Consider the following 19,800-nt stretch of genomic DNA (forward strand, 5'->3'; position numbering starts at 1 on the left):
GAACACCACTTTTTGCAACTACATTTAGTTACACGCAGGGAACGCCGTGTCCAAAAATGAAAAGCTGCTCGCCAAACTGCTCAATGAGCACATGGCATTTACCTGGCCTGAGCTGGTAACGCTGATGCGTCAGCTTGGCTACAGACAAATTGAAGGGGCTGGAAGCCGCGTCAAGTTCGACATCGGCGACCCCAGTGCAATGATCACCTTGCACAGGCCTCACCCTGGCAACGAACTGAAACACTACATTCGGCGCCAGATCATCGAACAATTGAAATCAGGAGAACTGATTCAGTGGACAACCAACTGAAACACCAAGGCTACATCGGCTCTATCGAAGCCAGCCTCGAAGACAACTGCCTGTTCGGCAAGGTGCTGTTCATCAAGGCACTGCTGAGCTACGAAGGCAAAACCGTCGCCGAGCTGGACGCGGCGTTCCGTGAGGCCGTGGATGACTACCTCGTAACCTGCCAGGCGCTGGGGCAAACCCCGGAGAAACCTTGCAAGGGTTCATTCAACGTACGCGTCGGCCACGACCTGCATTTGGCGGCGGCCCTGGCAGCGACCCGCAAGAAAGTGACGCTCAATGACCTGACGCGGCAGGCGCTGAATGAGTTTCTGCAACATCACGGCGTAGAACCACTCCCGGCGGCAGGCTGACGCACCAACCGCCGATACCCAAACGCGGCTGAACCCAACACCACCGCCCCGGCCGCCAATGCCACCCAGAACCCGCTGGCAGCGCCAAAGTGGTCGATCATCCAACCGGAGCTGGCGGCACCAATGGCCACGCCGATGCTCAGGCCGGTGATCAGCCAGGTCATGCCTTCAGTCAGGCGGCTGGGCGGCACCACCTGCTCCACCAGGGCCATGGAGACGATCAACGTTGGGGCAAAGAACAGCCCGGAGATAAAAATCGCCGCCGCCAGACCGGGAATATCAGTCACCAACAATAAAGGTAACGTGGTCAATGCCGTGGCTACGCCGCAAAACAGAAACTGCCGAGGCAACGGCGCCTTGAGCTTGAGCATGCCAAAGGCCAAGCCCGCCAGGCACGAGCCGATGGCATACACCGACAGCACGATACTGGCCGCCGCCGGTTGGCCCTGGTGTTGGGCAAAGGCTACGCTGACCACGTCCACCACACCCACGATCACGCCCATGGCGAGCAGCAGGATCATCAGGATCAATACCGACGGTGAGGCGATCAACCAGCGGCCGTGGTGGTCTTGTTGCGCGTGCACCGGCGGTTCTGTCGCGCGCTGCAGCACAAACGTGGTGACGCCAACCGCCAACAGCACCGCTGCCACCAATGGACCCGCTTCCGGGAACAGCACCACGCACAGCCCCACCGAAATTGGCGGGCCAATAATAAAACACACCTCATCAAGCACTGATTCCAGGGCAAACGCGGTTTGCAGCCTGGGCTGGCCGCGGTACAGCTCGGTCCAGCGCGCCCGTACCATGGCCGACATGTTCGGCATGCAACCAGCCAGTGCGGCGAACACAAACAGCGTCCAGGCTGGCGCCTGCAAGCGTGTGCACAGCAACAGCAGCAACAACGCTCCGCCGCCGATCAGCGCCGCAACCGGCAGCACCCGACCTTGGCCATAGCGGTCCACCAGGCGGGACACCTGCGGCGCGCAGAATGCCGTCGCCAAGGCAAACACCGCCGCCACCGCGCCTGCCAGGCCATAACCGCCATGCACTTGCGAGAGCATGGTGATCAGGCCGATGCCGGTCATCGAAATCGGCATGCGCGCAAGCATGCCCGCCAGTACAAACGCCCGGCTGCCTGGGGCCTGGAATAACTCGGCGTAGGGATTTGCCATCCTGCTTAACCTCTTCCTCAACTCTTGAAACTTGCGATTTGCAGGTATCAAGGCAAAATACATACGGTGCGTATGTGACAAATCATGCGTAACATACGCAGCGTATGTCAATCACTCACTGAGATAACGCGAGCCTTACCCATGAGCCGAGTCCGTACCGAAATGATCGACGCCACCCGTGCCCGGCTGATCGCCAGCGCTCGCCAAGCCTTCGCTACCCAAGGCTACGCCAACACTTCGATGGATGATTTTACCGCGCGCGCCGGCCTCACACGCGGTGCGTTGTACCATCACTTCGGCGACAAGAAAGGTTTATTGGCGGCGGTGGTCGCCGAGATCGACGCGGAGATGGACGCGCGCCTGCAAGGCATCAGCGACCAGGCGCAGGAGCCCTGGAGCGGCTTTTGTGAGCGCTGCCGCGCCTATTTGCGCATGGCCCAGGATGGCGAGATCCAACGCATCGTGTTGCAGGATGCGCCTGCCGTACTCGGTGATACCGGCTCCCAGCAACAATGCGTGGAATCCCTGCGCCAGTTGCTAGAGGCGATGATGCAGGCCGGTGTCATCCAGCAAGCCCCCAGCGTCGCGCTGGCCCAGTTGATCAATGGCAGCCTGGTCAACACGGCCCTGTGGATCGCCCGTGACGAACACCCACACGTGCGTCTGCAAGAAGGTTTGCAGGGCCTGGATCTGTTACTGCAAGGCCTGAAGCAACCTGTCACACCAGCCGTTTGATCTGCTTGTGGCGCCACACCAAGCGGTAATAGGCGGTCTGCAACACCAGCATCGCCAGGTAGGTCACCGGAAACGCCATCCACACGCCTTCCAGGCCGAAGTGCGCGTTGAACAGATACGCCATTGGCAACTCGACACACAGCACACAGAAGATCGAAATCGCCACCGGCATCAACACCACGCCGCTGGCGCGCATGATCCCGCCGATCACCGCCTGGAACCCGAACACCAGGATGCTCCACAGCATGATATGCAGCAGGTGCTCGGCATTGAGCCGCGCCGCGTCGTCCGTGATGAACAAACCCAGCAACCAGTGGGACAACAAGTAACCCAACAGGATCAAGCCACCGGTGAGACACAGATTGATCACAAGCCCGGTGCGCAGGATCGGCCCGATACGCTCCAGGCGCCCGGCACCAATCGCCTGGGCACCGAGGATCGAGGCCGTGATCGCAATCGACAGCGCCGGGAACTGCACATAGTTGACGATCTGCGTCACCGCGCCATAGGCCGCCGTAGCTTGTGAGCCGTGACCGTTGACCAGCGCCAGAATCACCAGCTCCGACAGCGACAACACCACCATCTGCAAGCCGGTTGGCAAGCCGATGCGCAGGACCTTGCCGAGGATGGCCCGGTCCAGGCGCAAGGCCGCGAGCAGTTCACGGTCCGGCGCCATCACATGGTTTTTATGCCGCAGGCGCAAAATCAGAAACAGCATGGCCGACGCGTTGCCCACCAAGCCTGCATACACCGCACTCTGAATCCCCATGGGTGGCAGGCCGATCCAGCCACGGATCAGCGCCGGGGTCAGCAGCAGGCCGACCAGGGTCGAGACCATCAACGCCAGCAACGGCGAAACCGTATCGCTCACTCCCCGTAACAGCTGGGTGTAGAGGATAAACACCAGCAACAGCGGCATGATCAACATCATCATCTGGGCATAACCCACTGCGTCGTCGAGCACATCGATTGGCGTACCCAACGCCTGCAACGCCGGGCGCGCGAACAGGCTGCCCAGCACTGCCGCGATCAAGCCCACCAGCGCGCCAAGTGTCAGGGTGGCGCCGGTAATCACCTTGACCATCGCAGTTTCCTGGGCGCCCCAGGCTTGCCCTATCAACACTGAAGCGCCCGCCCCCAGGCCGATCACCAACGCAATAAAGAAAAATACGATGGGGAACATCCCCGACACCGCCGCCAGCGCCTGGGTGCCGAGCATCTGCCCGACATAGATGCCGTTGAGGGTGCCGGAAAAGCTTTGCAGGAAGTTGGACAGCACCATGGGTGCCAAAAACATCAGGTAGATCTGCCACAACGGCCGCTTTGGGGTGACGTCCATGCTGGTTTGAATCCTTGAATTATTGTTATGCGGTAAAGGCATTGCGTGATAGCCAGGCCACGTACGTCTGCACGTCTACCGGCCAATGCGCGATCTTATGGGAAAAGTCAGCACCATCATGGGCAAACAGCGCCCGTGACGCGTCTTCAAACCCTGGCAGGTCACCGCCGAGGGCGCTCATGAAACGATAGCTGGCTTCTTTAGCCTGGCGCATTTGATCATGGGCTGCGTGAACATTGCGCGCTTCATCCACCAACCGGCGTAACGCTGCCGACGCGCCGCCACGTTGTTGGCCCAGCCATTCCCAGTGGCGCGGCAGCAGAGTGACTTCCCGCGCAACCACGCCCAGCTTGGGACGCCCGACCGAAGGCGTCGCGGGAGGGGCTTCATCGACTTGGGCCGGTGCCGCTTGGACAGGCGCATAATCCGCAGGCCACGGATAATCGACCTGGGTGCCGGTGGCATCGTCGAAGACCAGGAAACTGCCGGTGGGCAGGTCAAGGCCCGCCAGCGCTTCGGCCACCTGGGAATAGGCGCCGGCTGCCACGCGTTGGTGACGGACAAAGGCAGTGCAGACTGCTGTATTTTGAATAGGCATTTATTATTACCCGGGCGATATTTATTTTACCCGGATTATATTAACTATATTTCAATAATCCGCAAACCGATGCGGTAAAAACCGTCGGCGCGGCCACACACTTGTCGCGTTAGCTGCAACCTGAACCTGTGGGAGCTGGCTTGCCTGCGATTGCGATTTGGCAGCTTGCATCTTCGGCGACTGGTTTACCGCTATCGCAGGCAAGCCAGCTCCCACACAAAAGCGGATCTTCATTGCGTTGAGATGAGCTAGCCACCAAAGGTCTGCGACGGCCGACGCAACGTCGGATCAAACGGGTTGATCCGTGGCCCGATCGCCGCCGCTTCGCGCTTGAGCAACTCCACCACCATCGGCAACCGGCTCGGCCCCAAGCGGTCACTGATGGTCGCCACACTCAGCGCCGCCACCGCGTGCCCGTCGCGATTCAGAATCGGCACCGCCAACCCGGCCATGCCTTCGAGCACGCCGGTGTTACGCGCCGCATAACCCAGACGCCGCACATTCTCGACCTCGGAGCGCAACAACACCTCGTCATACAGGTGAAAATCCTTGAGGCGTGGCAGGTTGTAGCGAATCACCGTCTCACGCTCCTCCTCCGGCAAGAACGCCAGAATCGCCAGGCTGCCCTGCCCCACGCCTAGCGCCACGCGCCCGCCGATATCGCCAGTGAAGGTGCGAATCGGATACGGCCCTTCGCTGCGGTCCAGGCAGATCGCATCAAAGCCGCTGCGCGCCAGCAAAAACAGCGAATCGCCCAATGAAGCACTCAGGCGCAACATGCTCGGGCGCACCAGATCGCGCAAATTACCGGTCTTGCCCGCGTTGGCCGCCAGGGCGAAGAACTCTAGGCTCAGGCGATAGCGCTTACTGCGCGCATCCTGCTCAACCATGCCCTCCTCCATCAGGCTGCGTAGCAGCCGGTGCGTGGTGGGTTGCGACAGCCCGACTTGCTGCGCGAGCTGAGTCACGCGCTCACCGCCTTCGGGCACTTCGCCCAACGTGCGCAATAACGCAAACAGCCGAGAGACGCTCCCCGCGCCGACTTCCTTACCGTTTTCATTCCGCTCAGTGGAATCCATAACACTTAATCTCGGTATACATTCTGGTGAATGAATAAAATTGAAAATAATAGTCCGTTCAGTGAAATTCCATCTTCCGCCCATCCTAGTCTTCGTCCTAATCTGCGTCCACAGGGGCGAAATGAACAACAACGAGCAGCCGACGTGAGATCGAGCGCCAACGCACCCGCAACACTCTTTTCGCATCTGCCCAAAACAAAAAAGCGCGTTTCGACGCGTCTCAAAAAAGGTGGAACGCAGACATGGCTTTTCTCCAACTCAACGCCTTGAGCAAACGCTACGGCGCCGTCGACGCTGTGGTCGCCACCGACCTTGCGGTGGAAAAAGGCGAGTTCGTTTCCCTGCTCGGCCCTTCGGGCTGCGGCAAAACCACCACGCTGCAAATGATCGCCGGTTTTGTGGACGTGAGCGGCGGGCAGATCCTGCTCGACGGCCGCGACATCACCCACGCCAAACCCGCCAGCCGTGGCTTGGGCGTGGTATTCCAGAGCTATGCGTTGTTCCCGCACATGAGCGTGCGTGACAACGTGGCCTTCGGCCTGAAAATGCGCAAAGTGCCGGCCGCCGAAATCGCCAGCAAAGTCAAAACCGTGTTGGAACTGGTGCGCCTGGCCCCGCACGCCGAGCGCTACCCGCGTGAATTGTCCGGCGGCCAGCGCCAACGTGTGGCCCTGGCGCGTGCGCTGGTGATCGAGCCGCCCGTGCTGCTGCTCGATGAGCCACTGTCCAACCTCGATGCCAACCTGCGCGAAGAAATGCAGTTTGAAATCCGCCGCATCCAGTGCGCCGTGGGCATCACCACCTTGATGGTCACCCACGATCAGGCCGAAGCGCTGTCGATCAGCGACCGCGTGGTGGTGATGCAGGCCGGGCGCGTGACCCAGATCGACGCGCCCTACAAGCTCTACGAACACCCACGTACGCGGTTTATCTCGGACTTTGTCGGCAAGGCCAACCTGCTGGCCGGTGACTATGACGAATTCGGCACTGCGCAAGTGCGTCTTGTCGGCGGCAAAGGCGAACTGGTCCTGAGCCTGCGCCCGGAAAAAATCCAGCTGGTGGATGCCGGCGCAGGCCGCCTGCAGGGCAAGGTACTCGACAGTTATTTCTTCGGCAGCCAATGGCTCTACCGCATCCAAACGTCTCTGGGCGAAATTACCGTGGTACGCAGCAATGACGGCAGCGCGCCGCTCGGCTGCGGCGCGCCGGTGGGCCTGGACTGGCACGCCGAATTGCTGCGTGTGCTGGCGGCCGATGAGGTGCGCGCATGAGCCGCGGTTATCTGTTATCGCTGCCGGCGCTGCTGCTGTTCAGCGGCCTGCTGATCCTGCCGCTGCTCATGACCCTGGTGCTGTCGTTCAACGTGTTCGACTACCAGGTGGGCGTGAAGGCTGGTGAGTGGACCTTTGCCCACTACCTGTCGCTGTTCAGCGATGCGTACTTCTACGAGATCTTCTGGCGCACCTTCTGGATCAGCGCCCTGGTGACCCTGCTGTGCGTGGTGATCGGCGTACCCGAAGCCTACATCCTCAGCCGTATGGGCACGCCGTGGCGCTCAATCTTTTTGATTTTGATCCTCACGCCGCTGCTGATTTCGGTGGTGGTGCGCGCCTTCGGCTGGAGCTTGTTGCTCGGCGCCGATGGGCTGGTCAACCAAGTCATCCAATTCCTCGGCGGGCGCCCGGTGAAGCTGCTGTACACGCCGTTCGCCGTGGTGATCGCCCTGGTGCACGTGATGCTGCCGTTCATGATCATCCCGGTATGGACCTCGCTGCAAAAGCTCGACCCGTCGGCGGAACAGGCGGCGTTGTCGCTGGGCGCAAGCCAGGCCACGGTGATGCGCAAGATCGTATTGCCGCAAGTGATGCCGGGCGTGCTGTCCGGCACCTTGATCGTGTTCGGCTTGGCCGCCAGTTCGTTTGCGATCCCCGGCCTGCTCGGCGGACGCCGCCTGAAAATGGTCGCCACCGTGGTGTACGACCAGTACCTCTCGGAACTCAACTGGCCCATGGGCGCGACCATTGCGGTGGTGCTGCTGTTGGTCAATTTGCTGATCATGCTGAGCTGGAACCGCATGGTCGAAGGCCGCTACAAAAAGTCCCTGGGGGTTTAAGCGCATGTCCAGAAACGGTCCTTTGGCCCTCGGTTTTCATGGTGTGGTGGTGCTGTTCATGATGGCGCCGCTGGTGGTGGTGTGCCTGGTGGCCTTCACCCCGGAAAACACCTTGAGCCTGCCCACCTCGGGCTTCTCGCTGCGCTGGTTTCGGGCGGTGTTCGAGCGTCCCGACTTTATCCAGGCGTTCTACAACAGCCTGATCCTGGCGTTTACCGCCGCCACATTGGCCACGTTGATTGCAGTGCCCGCCGCCTTGGCGATCAGCCGTTATCAGTTCCCGGGGCGCAACTTTTTCAGCGCGTTGTTCCTCTCGCCCATCATCATTCCGCACCTGGTGCTGGGCGTGGCGATGCTGCGCCTGTTTGCGCTGATGGGCGTCAATGGCAGCTTCACCTGGCTGATGCTGGCGCACGTGGTGATCATCACCCCGTACGTGCTGCGCCTGGTGTTGGCGGCGGCCATCGGGATTGATCGCAGTGCCGAGCAAGCCGCCGAATCGCTGGGTGCCGGGCGCTTCACGCTGTTCCGTCAAATCACCTTACCGATGATTCTGCCGGGCGTGGCCGGCGGCTGGTTGCTGGCGTTCATCAACAGTTTCGATGAAGTAACGCTGTCTATTTTTGTCAGCTCGCCAGCCACGCAAACCCTGCCGGTGCGCATGTACGTGTACGCCACCGAGTCCATCGACCCGATGATGGCGGCGGTCTCGGCGCTGGTCATTGCACTCACCGCAGCCACCATGGTCCTGCTCGACCGGGTGTATGGCCTGGACCGCGTACTGGTGGGGAAACATTGATGGCCTTGTTCAAACGCTTGGCCGAAACCCGGCGCCCTGCCCTGGCCTTCACCCTCGACGGGCAACCGGCCACCGGTTTGCTGGGCGACACGTTGCTCACCGCCATATTGACCTGCGCCGAGCACCTGCGCGGCAGCGATTTCAGCGCCGAACGCCGCGCCGGTTTCTGCCTGATGGGCGCGTGCCAGGACTGCTGGGTGCGGCTGGAGGATGGGCGCCGTGTGCGGGCTTGCTCGACGCTGCTGCAAGAGGGCCAGGCGATCAGCCGCGATCCGGGGCGTCAGGCATGAAACCGATCGTGATTGTCGGCGCAGGCCCGGCGGGCATCAGCGCGGCGCGCACCTTACTCGACCATGGCGTCAAGCCTTGCCTGGTGGATGAAAGCCTGCGCGGCGGCGGGCAGATTTACCGGCGCCAACCGGCTAATTTTCAGCGCTCGGCCAAGCAACTGTATGGCTTTGAGGCGGGCAAGGCTACGGCCGTACACCGCACACTGGATGAGTTGGCGCCGCTGATCGACTACCGGCCCGAAACCCTGGTGTGGAATGCCGAGGACGGTCGCCTGGATATGTTGACTAACGGCTACGCCGAAAGCGTGGAGTACGCGCAGATTATCGTCGCCACCGGCGCCACCGACCGCATTCTGCCGGTGCCCGGCTGGACCTTGCCTGGTGTCTACAGCCTTGGCGCTGCGCAAATCGCGTTGAAATACCAGGGCTGCGCCATCGGAGAACGCGTGGCGTTGTGTGGCAGCGGGCCGTTGCTGTATCTGGTCGCGTACCAATACGCCAAGGCCGGGGCCAAGGTGGTGGCGGTGCTCGACAGCGCGCCGTTCAGTGCCCAGTGCCGTGCTTTGCCGGCGCTGCTGGGGCAACCGGCGACCCTGGCCAAAGGCATTTATTACCGTGCCTGGCTCACTGCCTATGGGGTTCCCGTGTATCAGGGCGCGACGCTCCAGCAAATCGACGGCGAGCAACGGGTGCGTGGCATCCACTGGGATAAGCACGTAGTGGAATGCGATGCCGTGGCGTTCGCCCATGCGCTGCGCAGCGAGACGCAACTGGCGGATTTGCTCGGCTGTGAATTTGCCTGGAACAGCTTGAATCGCGCCTGGCTGCCACAGCGCGACAGTGCCGGGCGCAGCAGCGTCAGCAGCGTGTACCTGGCCGGTGACGGGGCCGGGATCATGGGCGCCGATGCCGCGCAGATGGCCGGTGAACGTGCGGCGTTGGCGGTCCTGGAAGATTCAGGCATTGCCATCGATCCGCTTCGCCCAACGCTGCTTGAGCAGCAACTGGCGGGTATCCAGCGCTTTCGCCGTGGGCTGGAAACCGCGTTCCCTTTCCCCGAGCAATGGGCTGCACAGGCGCCGGATGAGTTAATCCTGTGCCGCTGCGAAGAAGTCAGCGTCGGCGACGTACGCGCCGTCGTCGATGAAGGCCACTGGGAAATCAACCGGGTCAAAGCCCACTGCCGGGTCGGCATGGGCCGCTGCCAGGGCCGCATGTGCGGCCTGGCGGCAGCAGAGATTGTGGCCGAGCGCAGCGGTCGCGCCATACAAGACGTTGGCCGCCTGCGCGGTCAGGCGCCGATCAAGCCGCTGCCGTTTGGTGTGCAGGTGCAGCCATGATCGACGTGATCGTGTTGGGTGGCGGCATCGTCGGCGCCTCGGCGGCGTTGATGCTCGCGCAAAAAGGCCAGCGTGTGGCCTTGGTGGAGCGAGACTTTTGTGGCTCGCACTCCAGCGGCGTGAATTACGGCGGTGTGCGCCGCCAGGGCCGCCCCTTGCATCAACTGCCACTGTCACAACGCGCCCATGAACTGTGGGCCGACCTGCCGGGGTTGATCGGCATCGACGGCGAGTATGTGCGGTCCGGGCATTTGAAACTGGCGCGCAGCCATGGGGATTTCGCCGCGCTGCAAGCCTATGCCGAACAGACCCGTGGCTTTGGCCTGGGCTTGCAGTTGTTGGATTACACCGAACTGCGCGCTCGCTTCCCTTGGGTCGGGGATATCGCGGTGGGCGCCTCGCTGTGCCCTGAAGACGGGCATGCCAACCCGCGCCTGGTGTCGCCCGCTTTCGCCCGTGCGGCGCAGCGCCTTGGCGCGGCGGTGCACGAGCAGGCCGAAGTGACTCAGATCGATCATAACGGCCAGTGCTTCCAGGTGCGCTGCGCCAATGGCCTGCACCTGCACGCGCCGTGGTTGCTGAACTGCGCGGGGGCCTGGGCCGGTACGGTTGCCGCGCAATTTGGCGAGCCGGTGCCGATTACCTCGGCACACCCGGCGATGCTGGTGACCGAGCCGCTGCCGGTGGTGATGAACGTGAGCACCGGCGTTGAAGGCGGCGGGATTTATGCACGGCAGGTCGCCCGTGGCAATTGCATCCTCGGCGGCGGCCGTGGTTTTGCCCTTGGCCCGCTGACGGCGCGCCCTGGGCAAGCGGCAGTTTTGGAGATTCTGCGCAATGCCGGCGAACTGTACCCGTTTCTCAAGGGTGCCCAGGCGATTCGTACCTGGAGCGGCACCGAAGGTTACTTACCCGATCATGAACCGGTGATCGGCCCCAGCAGCACCCAACCTGGCCTGCTCCACGGTTTCGGCTTTGCCGGCGCCGGGTTCCAGCTCGGCCCCGCCGTCGGTGAAGCCCTGGCAGAGATCGTCTGCACAGGCGCCAGCCGCCAACCCATCGAAGCGTTTTCCATTCGTCGTTTCCAAGCCTGAGAGGAAAAACCCATGAACCCACGTATCGCGCTGTCCTGCTTGCCCCTCGCCTTGCTCACCGCCACCGCCCATGCCGCGCCAACGCTATACTTGGGCATGAACGGCGGCACCATGGAACGGGTGTACGCCGACAAGGTGCTGCCCGCGTTCGAGAAGGCCAATAACGTCAAGGTGGTGATTGTGCCCGGCACCTCGTCGGACATCCTCGCCAAGGTCCAGGCCAACAAAGACAACCCGCAGATGCACGTGATGTTCCTCGACGACGGCATCATGTACCGCGCCATTTCCATGGGCCTGTGCGACAAACTCACACCCAACCCGACCCTGGACCAGATCCCGGCCAAGGCCAAAATCAAGGATGAAGCGGTCGCCGTGACCCTGGGCGTCACGGGCCTGGGCTACAACGCCAAGATGTTCAAGGAAAAAGGCTGGGCCGCGCCCACCTCATGGATGGACCTGGCCGATCCGCGATTCAAGGACAAAGTGGTGTTCCAATCGCTGGCCTCTTCCACCTTCGGCCTGCACGGCTTCTTGATGTTCAACCGCATCCAGGGCGGCTCCGAAACCAACGTGGAGCCAGGTTTCAAGGCCTGGCCAAAAACCATCGGCCCCAACGTGCTGGAATACATCGCCAGTTCCGCGAAGATTTCCGAGATGGTACAGACCGACGAAGCGGCGATCTTCCCGCTCACCCCAACCCAGGTCACCACGCAGCAATTGCTCGGCATCCCGATGGAATACGCCCAGCCCAAGGAAGGCGCAGTGGTGCTCAACGTGGCCGAATGCGTGATTGCGCGTAATGACCAGCCGGAACTGGCACAGAAACTTGCGGCCTTCTTGCTGACCGCCCAAGCCCAGGCGCCGGCGCTGGAAGAAGGTGACCAGATCCCGTCGAATCCGACTACGCCAACCACCGACAAAACCCGCGCGCGGGTGGAGGCCATGCAAGGTTACTTGCAGACAGCGATTTCGATTGATTGGGACCAGGTGAACCAGGCGCGGCCGGAGTGGAATGCGCGGTGGAGCCGCTCGATCGAGCGGTAGCGGGCAGGCCTGGTGTGCTCCCGCGTGACTGCGCGGGAGCTACGGGCAGCGAATGTTTGCCAGTTTCAGTCGCATGTCGTGATAGCGGTAAGTGTTTAGCAGAAGTATTCCCAGCAGTGGAAACACAACCCCCAACAGATAAGCCAGCGCGTGGGGCCGGTATTGAATGGTCGGGGTCACCACTATCAAGCAGAGGACAAAATAGCCGGTATGCCATCCAGTGGAAGCAACGCGCCCGCGTGCCAGCATCCAATGGCCAAGGCCAGATAAAATCATCAAGCCCAGCAACAGCGCAACGGTACATCCGGTTTGCATCGCCGGGCCAAGGCGGCGCAAATAGGTGGTGCTCGCCAGAAAGGTAGCGGCCCCGCCTGAAAGCAGGCTTACAACGACCATAAGCATAAATTCCGGCAGGAACCGGGCAACACGGTTTGCAGTTGACTCCCTCACGCGATAGCGCCCCCCGGCCAGACAAGGCCGCTTGTGCAAAAGCGTAGAGGGTAATCAGTAACTCCCAGCGAGTGATGTAGGACGCGTCTCATTTTTTAACGCGCAGAACTACCGCTCTAGCCGCGAAACACCGGCACAGCACGTTACCGGGCCTGCAGTTAGCGCGTGGCCATCGCGCTCAGCTCTTCGCGACTACGGCTGATGACTGCACCGGCATTGAGCAACTCCTCTACCGCCGCCGCACCACCCGCCTCGCTGATGCCTCGGCACGCCGGCAGGTGCAGAACCACTTCCAAGCCAGCCTTGAGCAGTTGCAAGGCGGTGGTCTTGACGCAGAAGTCCAGGGCCAGGCCACCCACGATCACGCGACGCACGCCCTGGGCCTTGAGGTACTCGATAACCCCCGTGGACAGCTTGTCGTGCAGGTCGTGGTAACAGGCGCCATAGGGATGCAGGTCGGGTTCAACGCCCTTCCAGATGAAGTAGTCGTAGTCATACGGGGTGGGTAATTCGTCGAGCAAGGTGAAGCCTTCAGTGCCCGGCACACAATGACTGAGCCAGGTAAGGTCGGCATGCTCAAGGCCGGTGGGTTTGAGCATGTCGCCAGGTTGCGTGACCACCCACGGTGCTTGCGGGGTATGGGCGTCTTTGCTGCCGACACGGTAACCGGCAAGACTGGCCATGTAGTTGAGTTCGGCACCGATCTGGTCGCCACCGGCCACCGGCAGTTCATTGGGGCACAGCGGCGTGAAACTCTTTTGAGGGTCGACGTCGAATGAGGCAATGGCGGTTTTCGCAAGGGGCATGGCGGCACTCCTGTGAGGTGCAGGTAAAAGTAGACATGAGGGACGGCTGCCTCCACAAACACTTTGTTTACTTTTTTGAGCACAGTGTTGCCGTCCAAGAAGCTCAAAGATCAAAGGTGGGAGCTGGCTTGCCTGCGAAAGCGGTGGGTCAGGCAGCAAGACTGCAACTGATAGACCGCCATCGCAGGCAAGCCAGGCCCACACTTGACCTAGTTCATCCAGTTACCGCCGTCGACGTTGTAGGTCTGGGCCACGATGTAATCGGCATCTTTGGAGGCCAGGAAGATCGCCATGCCGGTCAAATCCTCAGCCGTGCCCATGCGCCCGAACGGCACTTCGGCCCCAACCCTTTGTTTCTTCTCGCCAGGCGCCAGCCCTTCATGCCTGGCAAACAGCGCATCCACGCCATCCCAGTGCTCGCCATCCACCACGCCCGGCGCGATGGCATTGACGTTGATACCCTGCTTGATCAGGTTCAAACCCGCCGACTGCGTGAGGCTGATCACCGCCGCCTTGGTCGCACAATACACCGCCACCAATGCCTCGCCGCGCCGCCCCGCCTGGCTGGCCATGTTGATGATCTTGCCGCCGTGGCCCTGGCGGATCATCTGGCGGGCCGCGGCCTGCAAGGTGAACAACGTGCCGCCGACGTTGATCGAAAACAGCCGGTCAAAGCTGTCGCGAGTGATATCGACGATGGGCGCCAAGTCGAACAGTGCGGCGTTGTTGATCAGGATATCGAGTTTGCCGGCATGGGCCACCACGGTGGCAATCGCGCCGTCGATGGAGGCTTGATCCGTGACGTCCATCGCGACCGCGTAAGCCAGTGGCCCCAGTTCGGCGGCTGTGGCCTGCGCGCGTTGCAGGTTGATATCGGCAATGGCAACCGTTGCGCCTTCAGCGATATAAGCCTGGGCAAAGACGCGGCCAATACCGCGCGCCGATCCGGTGATCAGCGCGCTTTTACCTTCGAGTCGTTTCATAAGGAAGTCCTGTTTACTTAGGGTAACCGGCGCGTTTCATTTCGCGTTCGGTGGTGGACTGAGCCTCAAGCAGCGCCTGGTCAACCGTCATGCCGCCGGTAAGCGCCGCCGAGAACAGCTTGCCCACCGAGGTGCCGATGGCCTGGAACTCCGGGATGGTCACGTACTGAATGCCCACATACGGCACCGGCTGGGCCGACGGGTGCGCAGGGTCGGCGTGTTTCATCATTTCCAGCGTCACCTGGGCAAACGGCGCGGCCTTCAGGTAAGCCTCGCTGTAGGTGGACTGGCGAGTGCCCGGTGGCACGTTGGTGATGCCTTCTTTGTCGGCGACCAGTTGGATGTAGTCCTTGGAGGTGGCCCAGGCAATAAAGGCCTTGGCGGCGTCCTTGTGTTTGGACGTGGCCGGGATGGCCAGGGACCAGGCATAGAGCCAGGAGGAGCCTTTGTCGGTGACTTCGGTCGGCGCGGCGGCAAACCCTACACTGTCGGCCACTTTGCTCTGGGTTTTGTCGGTGGTGAACGAGCCGGCGACGCTGGCATCCACCCAGATCGCGCACTTGCCGCTGTTGAACAGCGCCAGGGTTTCGTTGAAGCCGTTGCTGGAGACGCCTGGCGGGCCGTAGTTTTTCAGGGTGTTGACGTAATAGTTGGCGGCGGCCGTCCATTCAGGGCTGGTCAGCTGCGGCTTCCACTGTTCGTCGAACCAGCGTGCGCCAAAAGCGTTGGCCATGGTGCTCAACAAGGCGATGTTCTCGCCCCAACCCGCTTTGCCACGCAGGCACATGCCGTATTGGTCTTTATCTTTTACCGTGAGCTTGGCGGCAAACTCGCCGAGCTGGGTCCAGGTCGGATGCGCGGGCATGCTCAGCCCCGCTTGCTTGAACACGTCGGTGCGGTAGTAGGTGACCGTGCTTTCACCATAAAACGGCAACGCATACAGGGTGTTGTTGACCGACAAGCCTTGGCGCACCGAAGGGAAAATATCCTCGGCGTCATAGTTGGCAGGCAGTTCGGTCAGCGGTTCCAGCCAGTGTTTGGCGCCCCACAATGGCGTCTCGTAGGTGCCGATGGTCAGCACATCGAATTGCCCGCCCTGGGTGGCGATATCGGTGGTGAGGCGTTGGCGCAGCACGTTTTCTTCGAGCACCACCCAATTGAGCTTGATGTCCGGGTGCTGCTGCTCGAACACCTTGGACAGGCGCTGCATGCGGATCATGTCACTGTTGTTGACTGTGGCGATGGTCACGGTGTCGGCGGCGTAGCTGGGCATGGCCAGCGCCAGGCCAGTCAGCAGGAACAGCGCGTGTGGGAGCTTGAGCATGGCGGTATCCACCTGTTGTTTTTGTTGTTGAGTTGCGATTACAGCAGCTTGGTCAAGGCCTCACAAACGAATGGCGAATGCGCTGCTGATACTTTTTTAACCCGTACTTGAAAGTCAAAAAAGTATCAGTGCCGGGCAAAATCGGGGGTAGCGCACTGATTGCCGCTACGCGTATTTTGGCGTTATCCAATGTATAAGAGGCATCACCGTGCCCGTCAGCCGCGACAAACTATTCGAACATCGCCCCGCCGAACTCGAAGTGATCCTGCCCGAGCCGGACCACTGTTTTCGCTGGTTCGAACATGACTACCCGTATGACCTGGCGCGCTGGAACCACCACCCCGAGTTTGAGATCCACCTGATCCGCCAAGGCAGTGGCAAGTTGGTAGCGGGCGACTATATCGGTGCGTTCAGCGCCGGGCATGTGGCGCTGATCGGCCCCGACCTGCCCCACGACTGGATCGGCGACCTGGCCCCTGGCGAATACCTGACTGGCCGCGACGTGGTGCTGCAATTCGACGGCGCCGCCCTGTTCGCGCTGCGCAAAACCCTGCCGGAACTCGGCGACTTGCAACCGCTGTTCGAACAGGCCCGACGCGGCCTGGAATTCACGGGTGAGACCGCTGTACAGGCAGCCGGGTTGATGGAAGCCATCGGCAACGCCCAAGGCCTGCAACGGTTGATCCTGTTCCTGCAACTGCTCGACACGCTTAAAAATGCACCGCAAGCACAGGTAGAGGCACTGGCCAGCCCCTGCTATGCGCCCACCCTGGATGCACGCAGCGCCGAACGCATCAACAAAGCCTTCGATTACCTGATGCGCGAGCTGACCGGCGACTTGCGCCTCTCGGTCATCGCCCAGCAACTGCAGATGAGCGAACCCGGCTTCTCACGCTTCTTCAAACGCAACACCGGCCACGGGTTTATAGACCTGATGCGCAAGTTCCGCGTGCAACGCGCCTGCCGCCTGTTGCTGCAAAGCGACATGTCAGTGGCGGACATCTGCTTTGAAGTGGGCTACGCCAACCTGTCCAACTTCAACCGGCACTTTCGCATCGAGATGCACCAGACGCCGAGCGAGTATCGACGCGAAACCGCGATGCATTTATTCAACCGCATCGAGAAATTGACACCCAGCCAATTTTGACCAAAAGGTCGACTAATCCCTGTTTTTTCCATACCGCTCAACCCTTTGAGCAAAGTTGGTACGCCACGTGCAAACGTTTGCGGAACGAACTTGGCCGCCAAGTTCACCACTACCCGCAGAAACGGGTTCCAACCGCGTAAGAATAGGGATTTTCAATGCACCTCACCTCAAGGCGTCCCGCTTGTTTTGGTGTTTCCTTGCTACTGGCCGCCGTTACGGGAGTACTCAGCGCACCCATTTTGGCGCAGCAAAAACCCACCGATGACTCAGCACAGGGCGAAACCCTCAGCCCTGAAACCAAAAGCCCGGAAGCCAGCCCGGTAAAAAAAGGCGTGTACATGTCGGACTGGTTCAACCAGGACCTGACCCTGATCGGCAGCAAAGACATCAGCTTCGGCCCCAAGCCGCAGGATGATGTGTACCTGGAATACGAGTATTTCGGCCGCAAAGGCCCGTTCGAGCTGTATGGCTATATCGACGTGCCGAAAATCCTCGGCATCGGTAACAGTAATGACAAAGGCGCGTGGGACCATGGTTCGCCGGTATTTATGGAGCATGAGCCGCGTATCTCCATCGACTACCTGGCCGGCCGCAGTTTGGCCATCGGTCCGTTCAAGGAATGGTATGTAGCCTTTGACTGGATCTACGACCACGGCAGTAACAAGTCCAACCGCGCCAACACCTTGTACAGCGGCCTGGGCACCGACATCGACACTCATTCGCGGGTCAACCTGTCGGCCAACTTCTATGGGCGCTACCAGTGGGAAAACTACGGCGCGAGCAACGAATACTCGTGGGACGGCTATCGTGCGCAAATGAAGTACATCGTGCCCATCAGCAGCTTCGATAACGGTGCCTCGCTGACCTACATCGGCTTTACCAACTACGATTTCGGCTCGGACTTGCACAAGGACAACCCGGCGCGCACCGCCAATTCATTGGTGGCCACCAACGTGCTGTTGTATTCGTTCACCCACCTGCGCTTCACCCTGGTCGGTCGTTACTTCCACAACGGCGGCAACTGGGAGGATGGCAGCGAGCTGAATTTTGGCGAAGGCAACTTCCGCGCCCGCTCGGATGGCTGGGGCTACTACGCCGGTGTCGGTTACCAATTCTGATCAAGGAGCTATAGATGAACATGCTTACCCGTCTCTCGATGGCCATCGGCCTGGCCTTTTTGCCCCACGTGGTGCTGGCCGATGCTGCGGCGCCGATCAAACCCAAAGTGATGCTGATCACCATGTTCGCCCCCGAGGCGCAAACCTGGATCGACCGCCTGGAACTCAAGCAGGAAGTCCGTGTGCCAGGCCTGTCGGCCGAATACCCGGTGATCCGCTGCAACACCCAGGACGTGTGCCTGCTGGTGACCGGCATGGGCCAGACCAACGCCGCCGCGTCCACACTGGCCCTGGCGTTGTCGCCCAAGTTCGACCTGCGCCAGAGCTACTTCCTGATTGCCGGGATCGCCGGCATCAGCCCTAAACACGGAACCATCGGCACCGCCGCCTGGGCGCATTACCTGGTGGAGTTCGGCACCCAATGGGAGCTGGATTCGCGCGATGCGCCTAAAGACTGGCCAACCGGTTACATCGGCATCAACACCAAAGGCCCCAACGAAAAACCACCGTTGGACTACAAGACCGAAGTATTCGAGCTGAACCCGAAGTTGCAGGCCAAGGCGTTTGCCCTGTCGCAAAAGGTAGAGCTGAGCGAAAGCAAGGAATCCAGCGCCTGGCGTAAACACTACCCGGCCGCACCGGCCAACCAGCCGCCGCAAGTCACGCGCTGCGACACTTTGGCGGGCAACACCTGGTTCTCCGGCACACGCCTGAGCGAACGCGCCGAGGTCTGGACCAAGTTGCTCACCGACAATAAAGGCGAGTACTGCACCACCCAGCAGGAAGATAACTCCACCTATGAAGCCTTGCTGCGCGCCAGCCGTGAAGGGTTGGTGGATATTCAGCGCTTGGCGGTGGTGCGTGCCGGTTCCGATTTCGACCGGCCGTATCCGGGCTACAGCGAGGTGGACAACTTGCTGAAGTATGCCGACCAGGGTGGGTTTGTACCGGCGTTGGAGAACCTGTACCGCACGGGCAATCCGCTGGTACAGGCGATCCTGAAGAACTGGTCGGCCTGGGAAAAAGGCGTCCCTGAAGCCTAGTAAAAATCAAAATGTGGGAGCTGGCTTGCCTGCGATAGCAGTGGATCAGTCAATCATTCTCTGACTGACAGACCGCCATCGCAGGCAAGCCAGCTCCCACACTTTTAAGTCACGGGGTGGGCTACATTCAGCGCCTTGTCGACCAGCAGTTGCACACCTTCCAGCATTCGGCAGATACCCAGCGCGACATTGCGTTGCGAACCCTCGATTTCAAACGCGAGGTGGTTGGCGATATCACTGATGGAAGCCAGATCCTGGGAAGCATTGACCAGCAAGGTTTCCGTACCCAAGTCTGCGCGCACGGTGAAGATGCCTTCGCTGGATTCAGGAATGGGTTTGCCGGGGTTGAGATAGTGATTGATCGCGCGGCAGGCGACTTCGTGCAGGGTGCTGGTGTCGTAGTCTTGATGGACTGGGGGGTTGGGGCTGTCTTTGATCATGGTGGAACTCCGTCGACAAGTGAAGCTGCCAACGCTCGCGGTCAAGCAAGGATAAGGTGGCAGCTGTACGCGGGTTGACCGACCGGTTGTCAACGAACCCGGCATACCCAAAGGTATCCCGCGCACAACTGCCGCGACACAATACCTCAGGCATAAAAAAAACGCCTGAGGTTGGTACTGGGCGTAGCGATTCGTTAACAAGTCGGACGGTCAAATCCGGCCGCTG

22 protein-coding genes are annotated in these 19,800 nt (G+C 60.9%); 13 read left to right on the top strand and 9 right to left on the bottom strand.

Translation table 11 applies throughout. From position 1 onward, the window contains the following. Positions 1 to 46: 46 nt before the first annotated feature. Positions 47 to 310: a type II toxin-antitoxin system HicA family toxin gene (locus GIW28_RS03185; RefSeq protein ID WP_099549283.1), complete on the top strand. Its 264-nt coding sequence runs from the start codon at positions 47 to 49 to the stop codon at positions 308 to 310. Next, positions 295 to 660, top strand: coding sequence for a type II toxin-antitoxin system HicB family antitoxin (locus tag GIW28_RS03190; RefSeq protein ID WP_236490378.1), 366 nt, complete (start codon positions 295 to 297; stop codon positions 658 to 660). The genes GIW28_RS03185 and GIW28_RS03190 overlap by 16 nt, the downstream gene beginning before the upstream one ends. Here the strand turns inward: GIW28_RS03190 and GIW28_RS03195 are convergent. Continuing rightward, the gene (locus GIW28_RS03195; protein WP_236490379.1) at positions 627 to 1,832 is read right to left on the bottom strand and encodes an MFS transporter; all 1,206 of its coding nucleotides are present in this window, start codon (positions 1,830 to 1,832) and stop codon (positions 627 to 629) included. The genes GIW28_RS03190 and GIW28_RS03195 overlap by 34 nt on opposite strands. A gap of 141 nt (positions 1,833 to 1,973) precedes the next feature. Between GIW28_RS03195 and GIW28_RS03200 the strand changes: the two genes are divergently transcribed. After that, entirely contained in the window at positions 1,974 to 2,567 is a 594-nt protein-coding gene (locus GIW28_RS03200) for a TetR/AcrR family transcriptional regulator (RefSeq protein WP_236448098.1), read from the top strand. On the opposite strand, the gene GIW28_RS03205 is transcribed toward GIW28_RS03200, so the two are convergent. From GIW28_RS03205 to GIW28_RS03215, 3 genes are all read right to left on the bottom strand, one after another. Next, positions 2,551 to 3,906 (bottom strand): MATE family efflux transporter, encoded by a 1,356-nt coding sequence (locus GIW28_RS03205; protein ID WP_169986369.1) that lies wholly within the window; start codon positions 3,904 to 3,906, stop codon positions 2,551 to 2,553. The two genes, GIW28_RS03200 and GIW28_RS03205, sit on opposite strands and share 17 nt — an antisense overlap. Before the next feature lie 25 nt (positions 3,907 to 3,931). Continuing rightward, complete coding sequence (locus GIW28_RS03210; RefSeq protein WP_236448097.1) at positions 3,932 to 4,504, bottom strand: DUF2239 family protein; 573 nt, start codon at positions 4,502 to 4,504, stop codon at positions 3,932 to 3,934. 248 nt (positions 4,505 to 4,752) lie between these two features. After that, entirely contained in the window at positions 4,753 to 5,583 is an 831-nt protein-coding gene (locus GIW28_RS03215) for an IclR family transcriptional regulator (RefSeq protein ID WP_186617725.1), read from the bottom strand. 242 nt (positions 5,584 to 5,825) lie between these two features. On the opposite strand from GIW28_RS03215, the gene GIW28_RS03220 reads away from it, so the two are divergent. Genes GIW28_RS03220 through GIW28_RS03250 form a run of 7 tightly spaced genes read left to right on the top strand, consistent with a single transcriptional unit; the run spans position 5,826 to position 12,263 of the window. Beyond that, entirely contained in the window at positions 5,826 to 6,854 is a 1,029-nt protein-coding gene (locus GIW28_RS03220; RefSeq protein ID WP_017139600.1) for an ABC transporter ATP-binding protein, read from the top strand. Further along, positions 6,851 to 7,696: an ABC transporter permease gene (locus GIW28_RS03225; protein ID WP_099549279.1), complete on the top strand. Its 846-nt coding sequence runs from the start codon at positions 6,851 to 6,853 to the stop codon at positions 7,694 to 7,696. The genes GIW28_RS03220 and GIW28_RS03225 overlap by 4 nt, the downstream gene beginning before the upstream one ends. 4 nt (positions 7,697 to 7,700) lie before the next feature. After that, a complete protein-coding gene (locus tag GIW28_RS03230; protein WP_236490380.1) occupies positions 7,701 to 8,495 on the top strand; it encodes an ABC transporter permease in 795 nt (264 codons plus the stop codon). Next, on the top strand, positions 8,495 to 8,785 hold the full coding sequence (locus tag GIW28_RS03235) for a (2Fe-2S)-binding protein (RefSeq protein ID WP_017139603.1): 291 nt from the start codon (positions 8,495 to 8,497) through the stop codon (positions 8,783 to 8,785). Before GIW28_RS03230 ends, GIW28_RS03235 begins: the two co-directional genes overlap by 1 nt. After that, entirely contained in the window at positions 8,782 to 10,125 is a 1,344-nt protein-coding gene (locus GIW28_RS03240) for an FAD/NAD(P)-dependent oxidoreductase (protein ID WP_236458968.1), read from the top strand. The genes GIW28_RS03235 and GIW28_RS03240 overlap by 4 nt, the downstream gene beginning before the upstream one ends. Then, positions 10,122 to 11,219 (top strand): NAD(P)/FAD-dependent oxidoreductase, encoded by a 1,098-nt coding sequence (locus GIW28_RS03245; RefSeq protein WP_236447543.1) that lies wholly within the window; start codon positions 10,122 to 10,124, stop codon positions 11,217 to 11,219. The genes GIW28_RS03240 and GIW28_RS03245 overlap by 4 nt, the downstream gene beginning before the upstream one ends. Positions 11,220 to 11,231: 12 nt before the next feature. Continuing rightward, positions 11,232 to 12,263, top strand: a complete 1,032-nt coding sequence (locus GIW28_RS03250) for an ABC transporter substrate-binding protein (protein ID WP_017139606.1) — start codon at positions 11,232 to 11,234, stop codon at positions 12,261 to 12,263. A gap of 39 nt (positions 12,264 to 12,302) precedes the next feature. Here the strand turns inward: GIW28_RS03250 and GIW28_RS03255 are convergent, their stop codons facing one another. From GIW28_RS03255 to GIW28_RS03270, 4 genes are all read right to left on the bottom strand, one after another. Further along, positions 12,303 to 12,659, bottom strand: a complete 357-nt coding sequence (locus tag GIW28_RS03255; RefSeq protein WP_017139607.1) for a hypothetical protein — start codon at positions 12,657 to 12,659, stop codon at positions 12,303 to 12,305. Positions 12,660 to 12,871: 212 nt separating this feature from the next. Next, complete coding sequence (locus GIW28_RS03260; RefSeq protein ID WP_017139608.1) at positions 12,872 to 13,519, bottom strand: nicotinamidase; 648 nt, start codon at positions 13,517 to 13,519, stop codon at positions 12,872 to 12,874. A 209-nt stretch (positions 13,520 to 13,728) separates the two neighbouring features. After that, entirely contained in the window at positions 13,729 to 14,502 is a 774-nt protein-coding gene (locus tag GIW28_RS03265) for an L-iditol 2-dehydrogenase (RefSeq protein ID WP_017139609.1), read from the bottom strand. 13 nt (positions 14,503 to 14,515) lie between these two features. Next, a complete protein-coding gene (locus GIW28_RS03270) occupies positions 14,516 to 15,775 on the bottom strand; it encodes an ABC transporter substrate-binding protein (protein ID WP_428557410.1) in 1,260 nt (419 codons plus the stop codon). A 259-nt stretch (positions 15,776 to 16,034) separates the two neighbouring features. Here GIW28_RS03270 and GIW28_RS03275 point away from each other — a divergent pair, with 259 nt between their 5' ends. The 3 genes from GIW28_RS03275 to GIW28_RS03285 all read left to right on the top strand — a co-directional run bounded on the left by GIW28_RS03275 (position 16,035) and on the right by GIW28_RS03285 (position 19,134). Beyond that, a complete protein-coding gene (locus tag GIW28_RS03275) occupies positions 16,035 to 16,973 on the top strand; it encodes an AraC family transcriptional regulator (protein WP_236447545.1) in 939 nt (312 codons plus the stop codon). A gap of 155 nt (positions 16,974 to 17,128) precedes the next feature. Continuing rightward, positions 17,129 to 18,091 (top strand): nucleoside-specific channel-forming protein Tsx, encoded by a 963-nt coding sequence (locus GIW28_RS03280; RefSeq protein ID WP_017139612.1) that lies wholly within the window; start codon positions 17,129 to 17,131, stop codon positions 18,089 to 18,091. Positions 18,092 to 18,105: 14 nt separating this feature from the next. Beyond that, on the top strand, positions 18,106 to 19,134 hold the full coding sequence (locus GIW28_RS03285) for a purine-nucleoside phosphorylase (RefSeq protein WP_017139613.1): 1,029 nt from the start codon (positions 18,106 to 18,108) through the stop codon (positions 19,132 to 19,134). Between the two features lie 104 nt (positions 19,135 to 19,238). Here the strand turns inward: GIW28_RS03285 and GIW28_RS03290 are convergent, their stop codons facing one another. Next, complete coding sequence (locus GIW28_RS03290; protein WP_236447546.1) at positions 19,239 to 19,574, bottom strand: DUF6124 family protein; 336 nt, start codon at positions 19,572 to 19,574, stop codon at positions 19,239 to 19,241. Positions 19,575 to 19,800: the final 226 nt, after the last annotated feature.

Source organism: Pseudomonas sp. PA-5-4B, from assembly GCF_021606215.1.
GTDB classification, from domain to species: Bacteria; Pseudomonadota; Gammaproteobacteria; order Pseudomonadales; family Pseudomonadaceae; genus Aquipseudomonas; species Aquipseudomonas edaphica.

Coding starts and splice junctions, on each gene's coding strand:
- GIW28_RS03290 (WP_236447546.1), bottom strand. CDS start 19,574: ATGATCAAAGACAGCCCCAACCCCCCAGTCCATCAAGACTACGACACC.
- GIW28_RS03285 (WP_017139613.1), top strand. CDS start 18,106: ATGAACATGCTTACCCGTCTCTCGATGGCCATCGGCCTGGCCTTTTTG.
- GIW28_RS03270 (WP_428557410.1), bottom strand. CDS start 15,775: ATGCCCAGCTACGCCGCCGACACCGTGACCATCGCCACAGTCAACAAC.
- GIW28_RS03205 (WP_169986369.1), bottom strand. CDS start 3,906: ATGGACGTCACCCCAAAGCGGCCGTTGTGGCAGATCTACCTGATGTTT.
- GIW28_RS03260 (WP_017139608.1), bottom strand. CDS start 13,519: ATGCCCCTTGCGAAAACCGCCATTGCCTCATTCGACGTCGACCCTCAA.
- GIW28_RS03255 (WP_017139607.1), bottom strand. CDS start 12,659: ATGGTCGTTGTAAGCCTGCTTTCAGGCGGGGCCGCTACCTTTCTGGCG.
- GIW28_RS03235 (WP_017139603.1), top strand. CDS start 8,495: ATGGCCTTGTTCAAACGCTTGGCCGAAACCCGGCGCCCTGCCCTGGCC.
- GIW28_RS03245 (WP_236447543.1), top strand. CDS start 10,122: ATGATCGACGTGATCGTGTTGGGTGGCGGCATCGTCGGCGCCTCGGCG.
- GIW28_RS03265 (WP_017139609.1), bottom strand. CDS start 14,502: ATGAAACGACTCGAAGGTAAAAGCGCGCTGATCACCGGATCGGCGCGC.
- GIW28_RS03215 (WP_186617725.1), bottom strand. CDS start 5,583: ATGGATTCCACTGAGCGGAATGAAAACGGTAAGGAAGTCGGCGCGGGG.
- GIW28_RS03230 (WP_236490380.1), top strand. CDS start 7,701: ATGTCCAGAAACGGTCCTTTGGCCCTCGGTTTTCATGGTGTGGTGGTG.
- GIW28_RS03240 (WP_236458968.1), top strand. CDS start 8,782: ATGAAACCGATCGTGATTGTCGGCGCAGGCCCGGCGGGCATCAGCGCG.
- GIW28_RS03195 (WP_236490379.1), bottom strand. CDS start 1,832: ATGGCAAATCCCTACGCCGAGTTATTCCAGGCCCCAGGCAGCCGGGCG.
- GIW28_RS03210 (WP_236448097.1), bottom strand. CDS start 4,504: ATGCCTATTCAAAATACAGCAGTCTGCACTGCCTTTGTCCGTCACCAA.
- GIW28_RS03225 (WP_099549279.1), top strand. CDS start 6,851: ATGAGCCGCGGTTATCTGTTATCGCTGCCGGCGCTGCTGCTGTTCAGC.
- GIW28_RS03200 (WP_236448098.1), top strand. CDS start 1,974: ATGAGCCGAGTCCGTACCGAAATGATCGACGCCACCCGTGCCCGGCTG.
- GIW28_RS03280 (WP_017139612.1), top strand. CDS start 17,129: ATGCACCTCACCTCAAGGCGTCCCGCTTGTTTTGGTGTTTCCTTGCTA.
- GIW28_RS03220 (WP_017139600.1), top strand. CDS start 5,826: ATGGCTTTTCTCCAACTCAACGCCTTGAGCAAACGCTACGGCGCCGTC.
- GIW28_RS03250 (WP_017139606.1), top strand. CDS start 11,232: ATGAACCCACGTATCGCGCTGTCCTGCTTGCCCCTCGCCTTGCTCACC.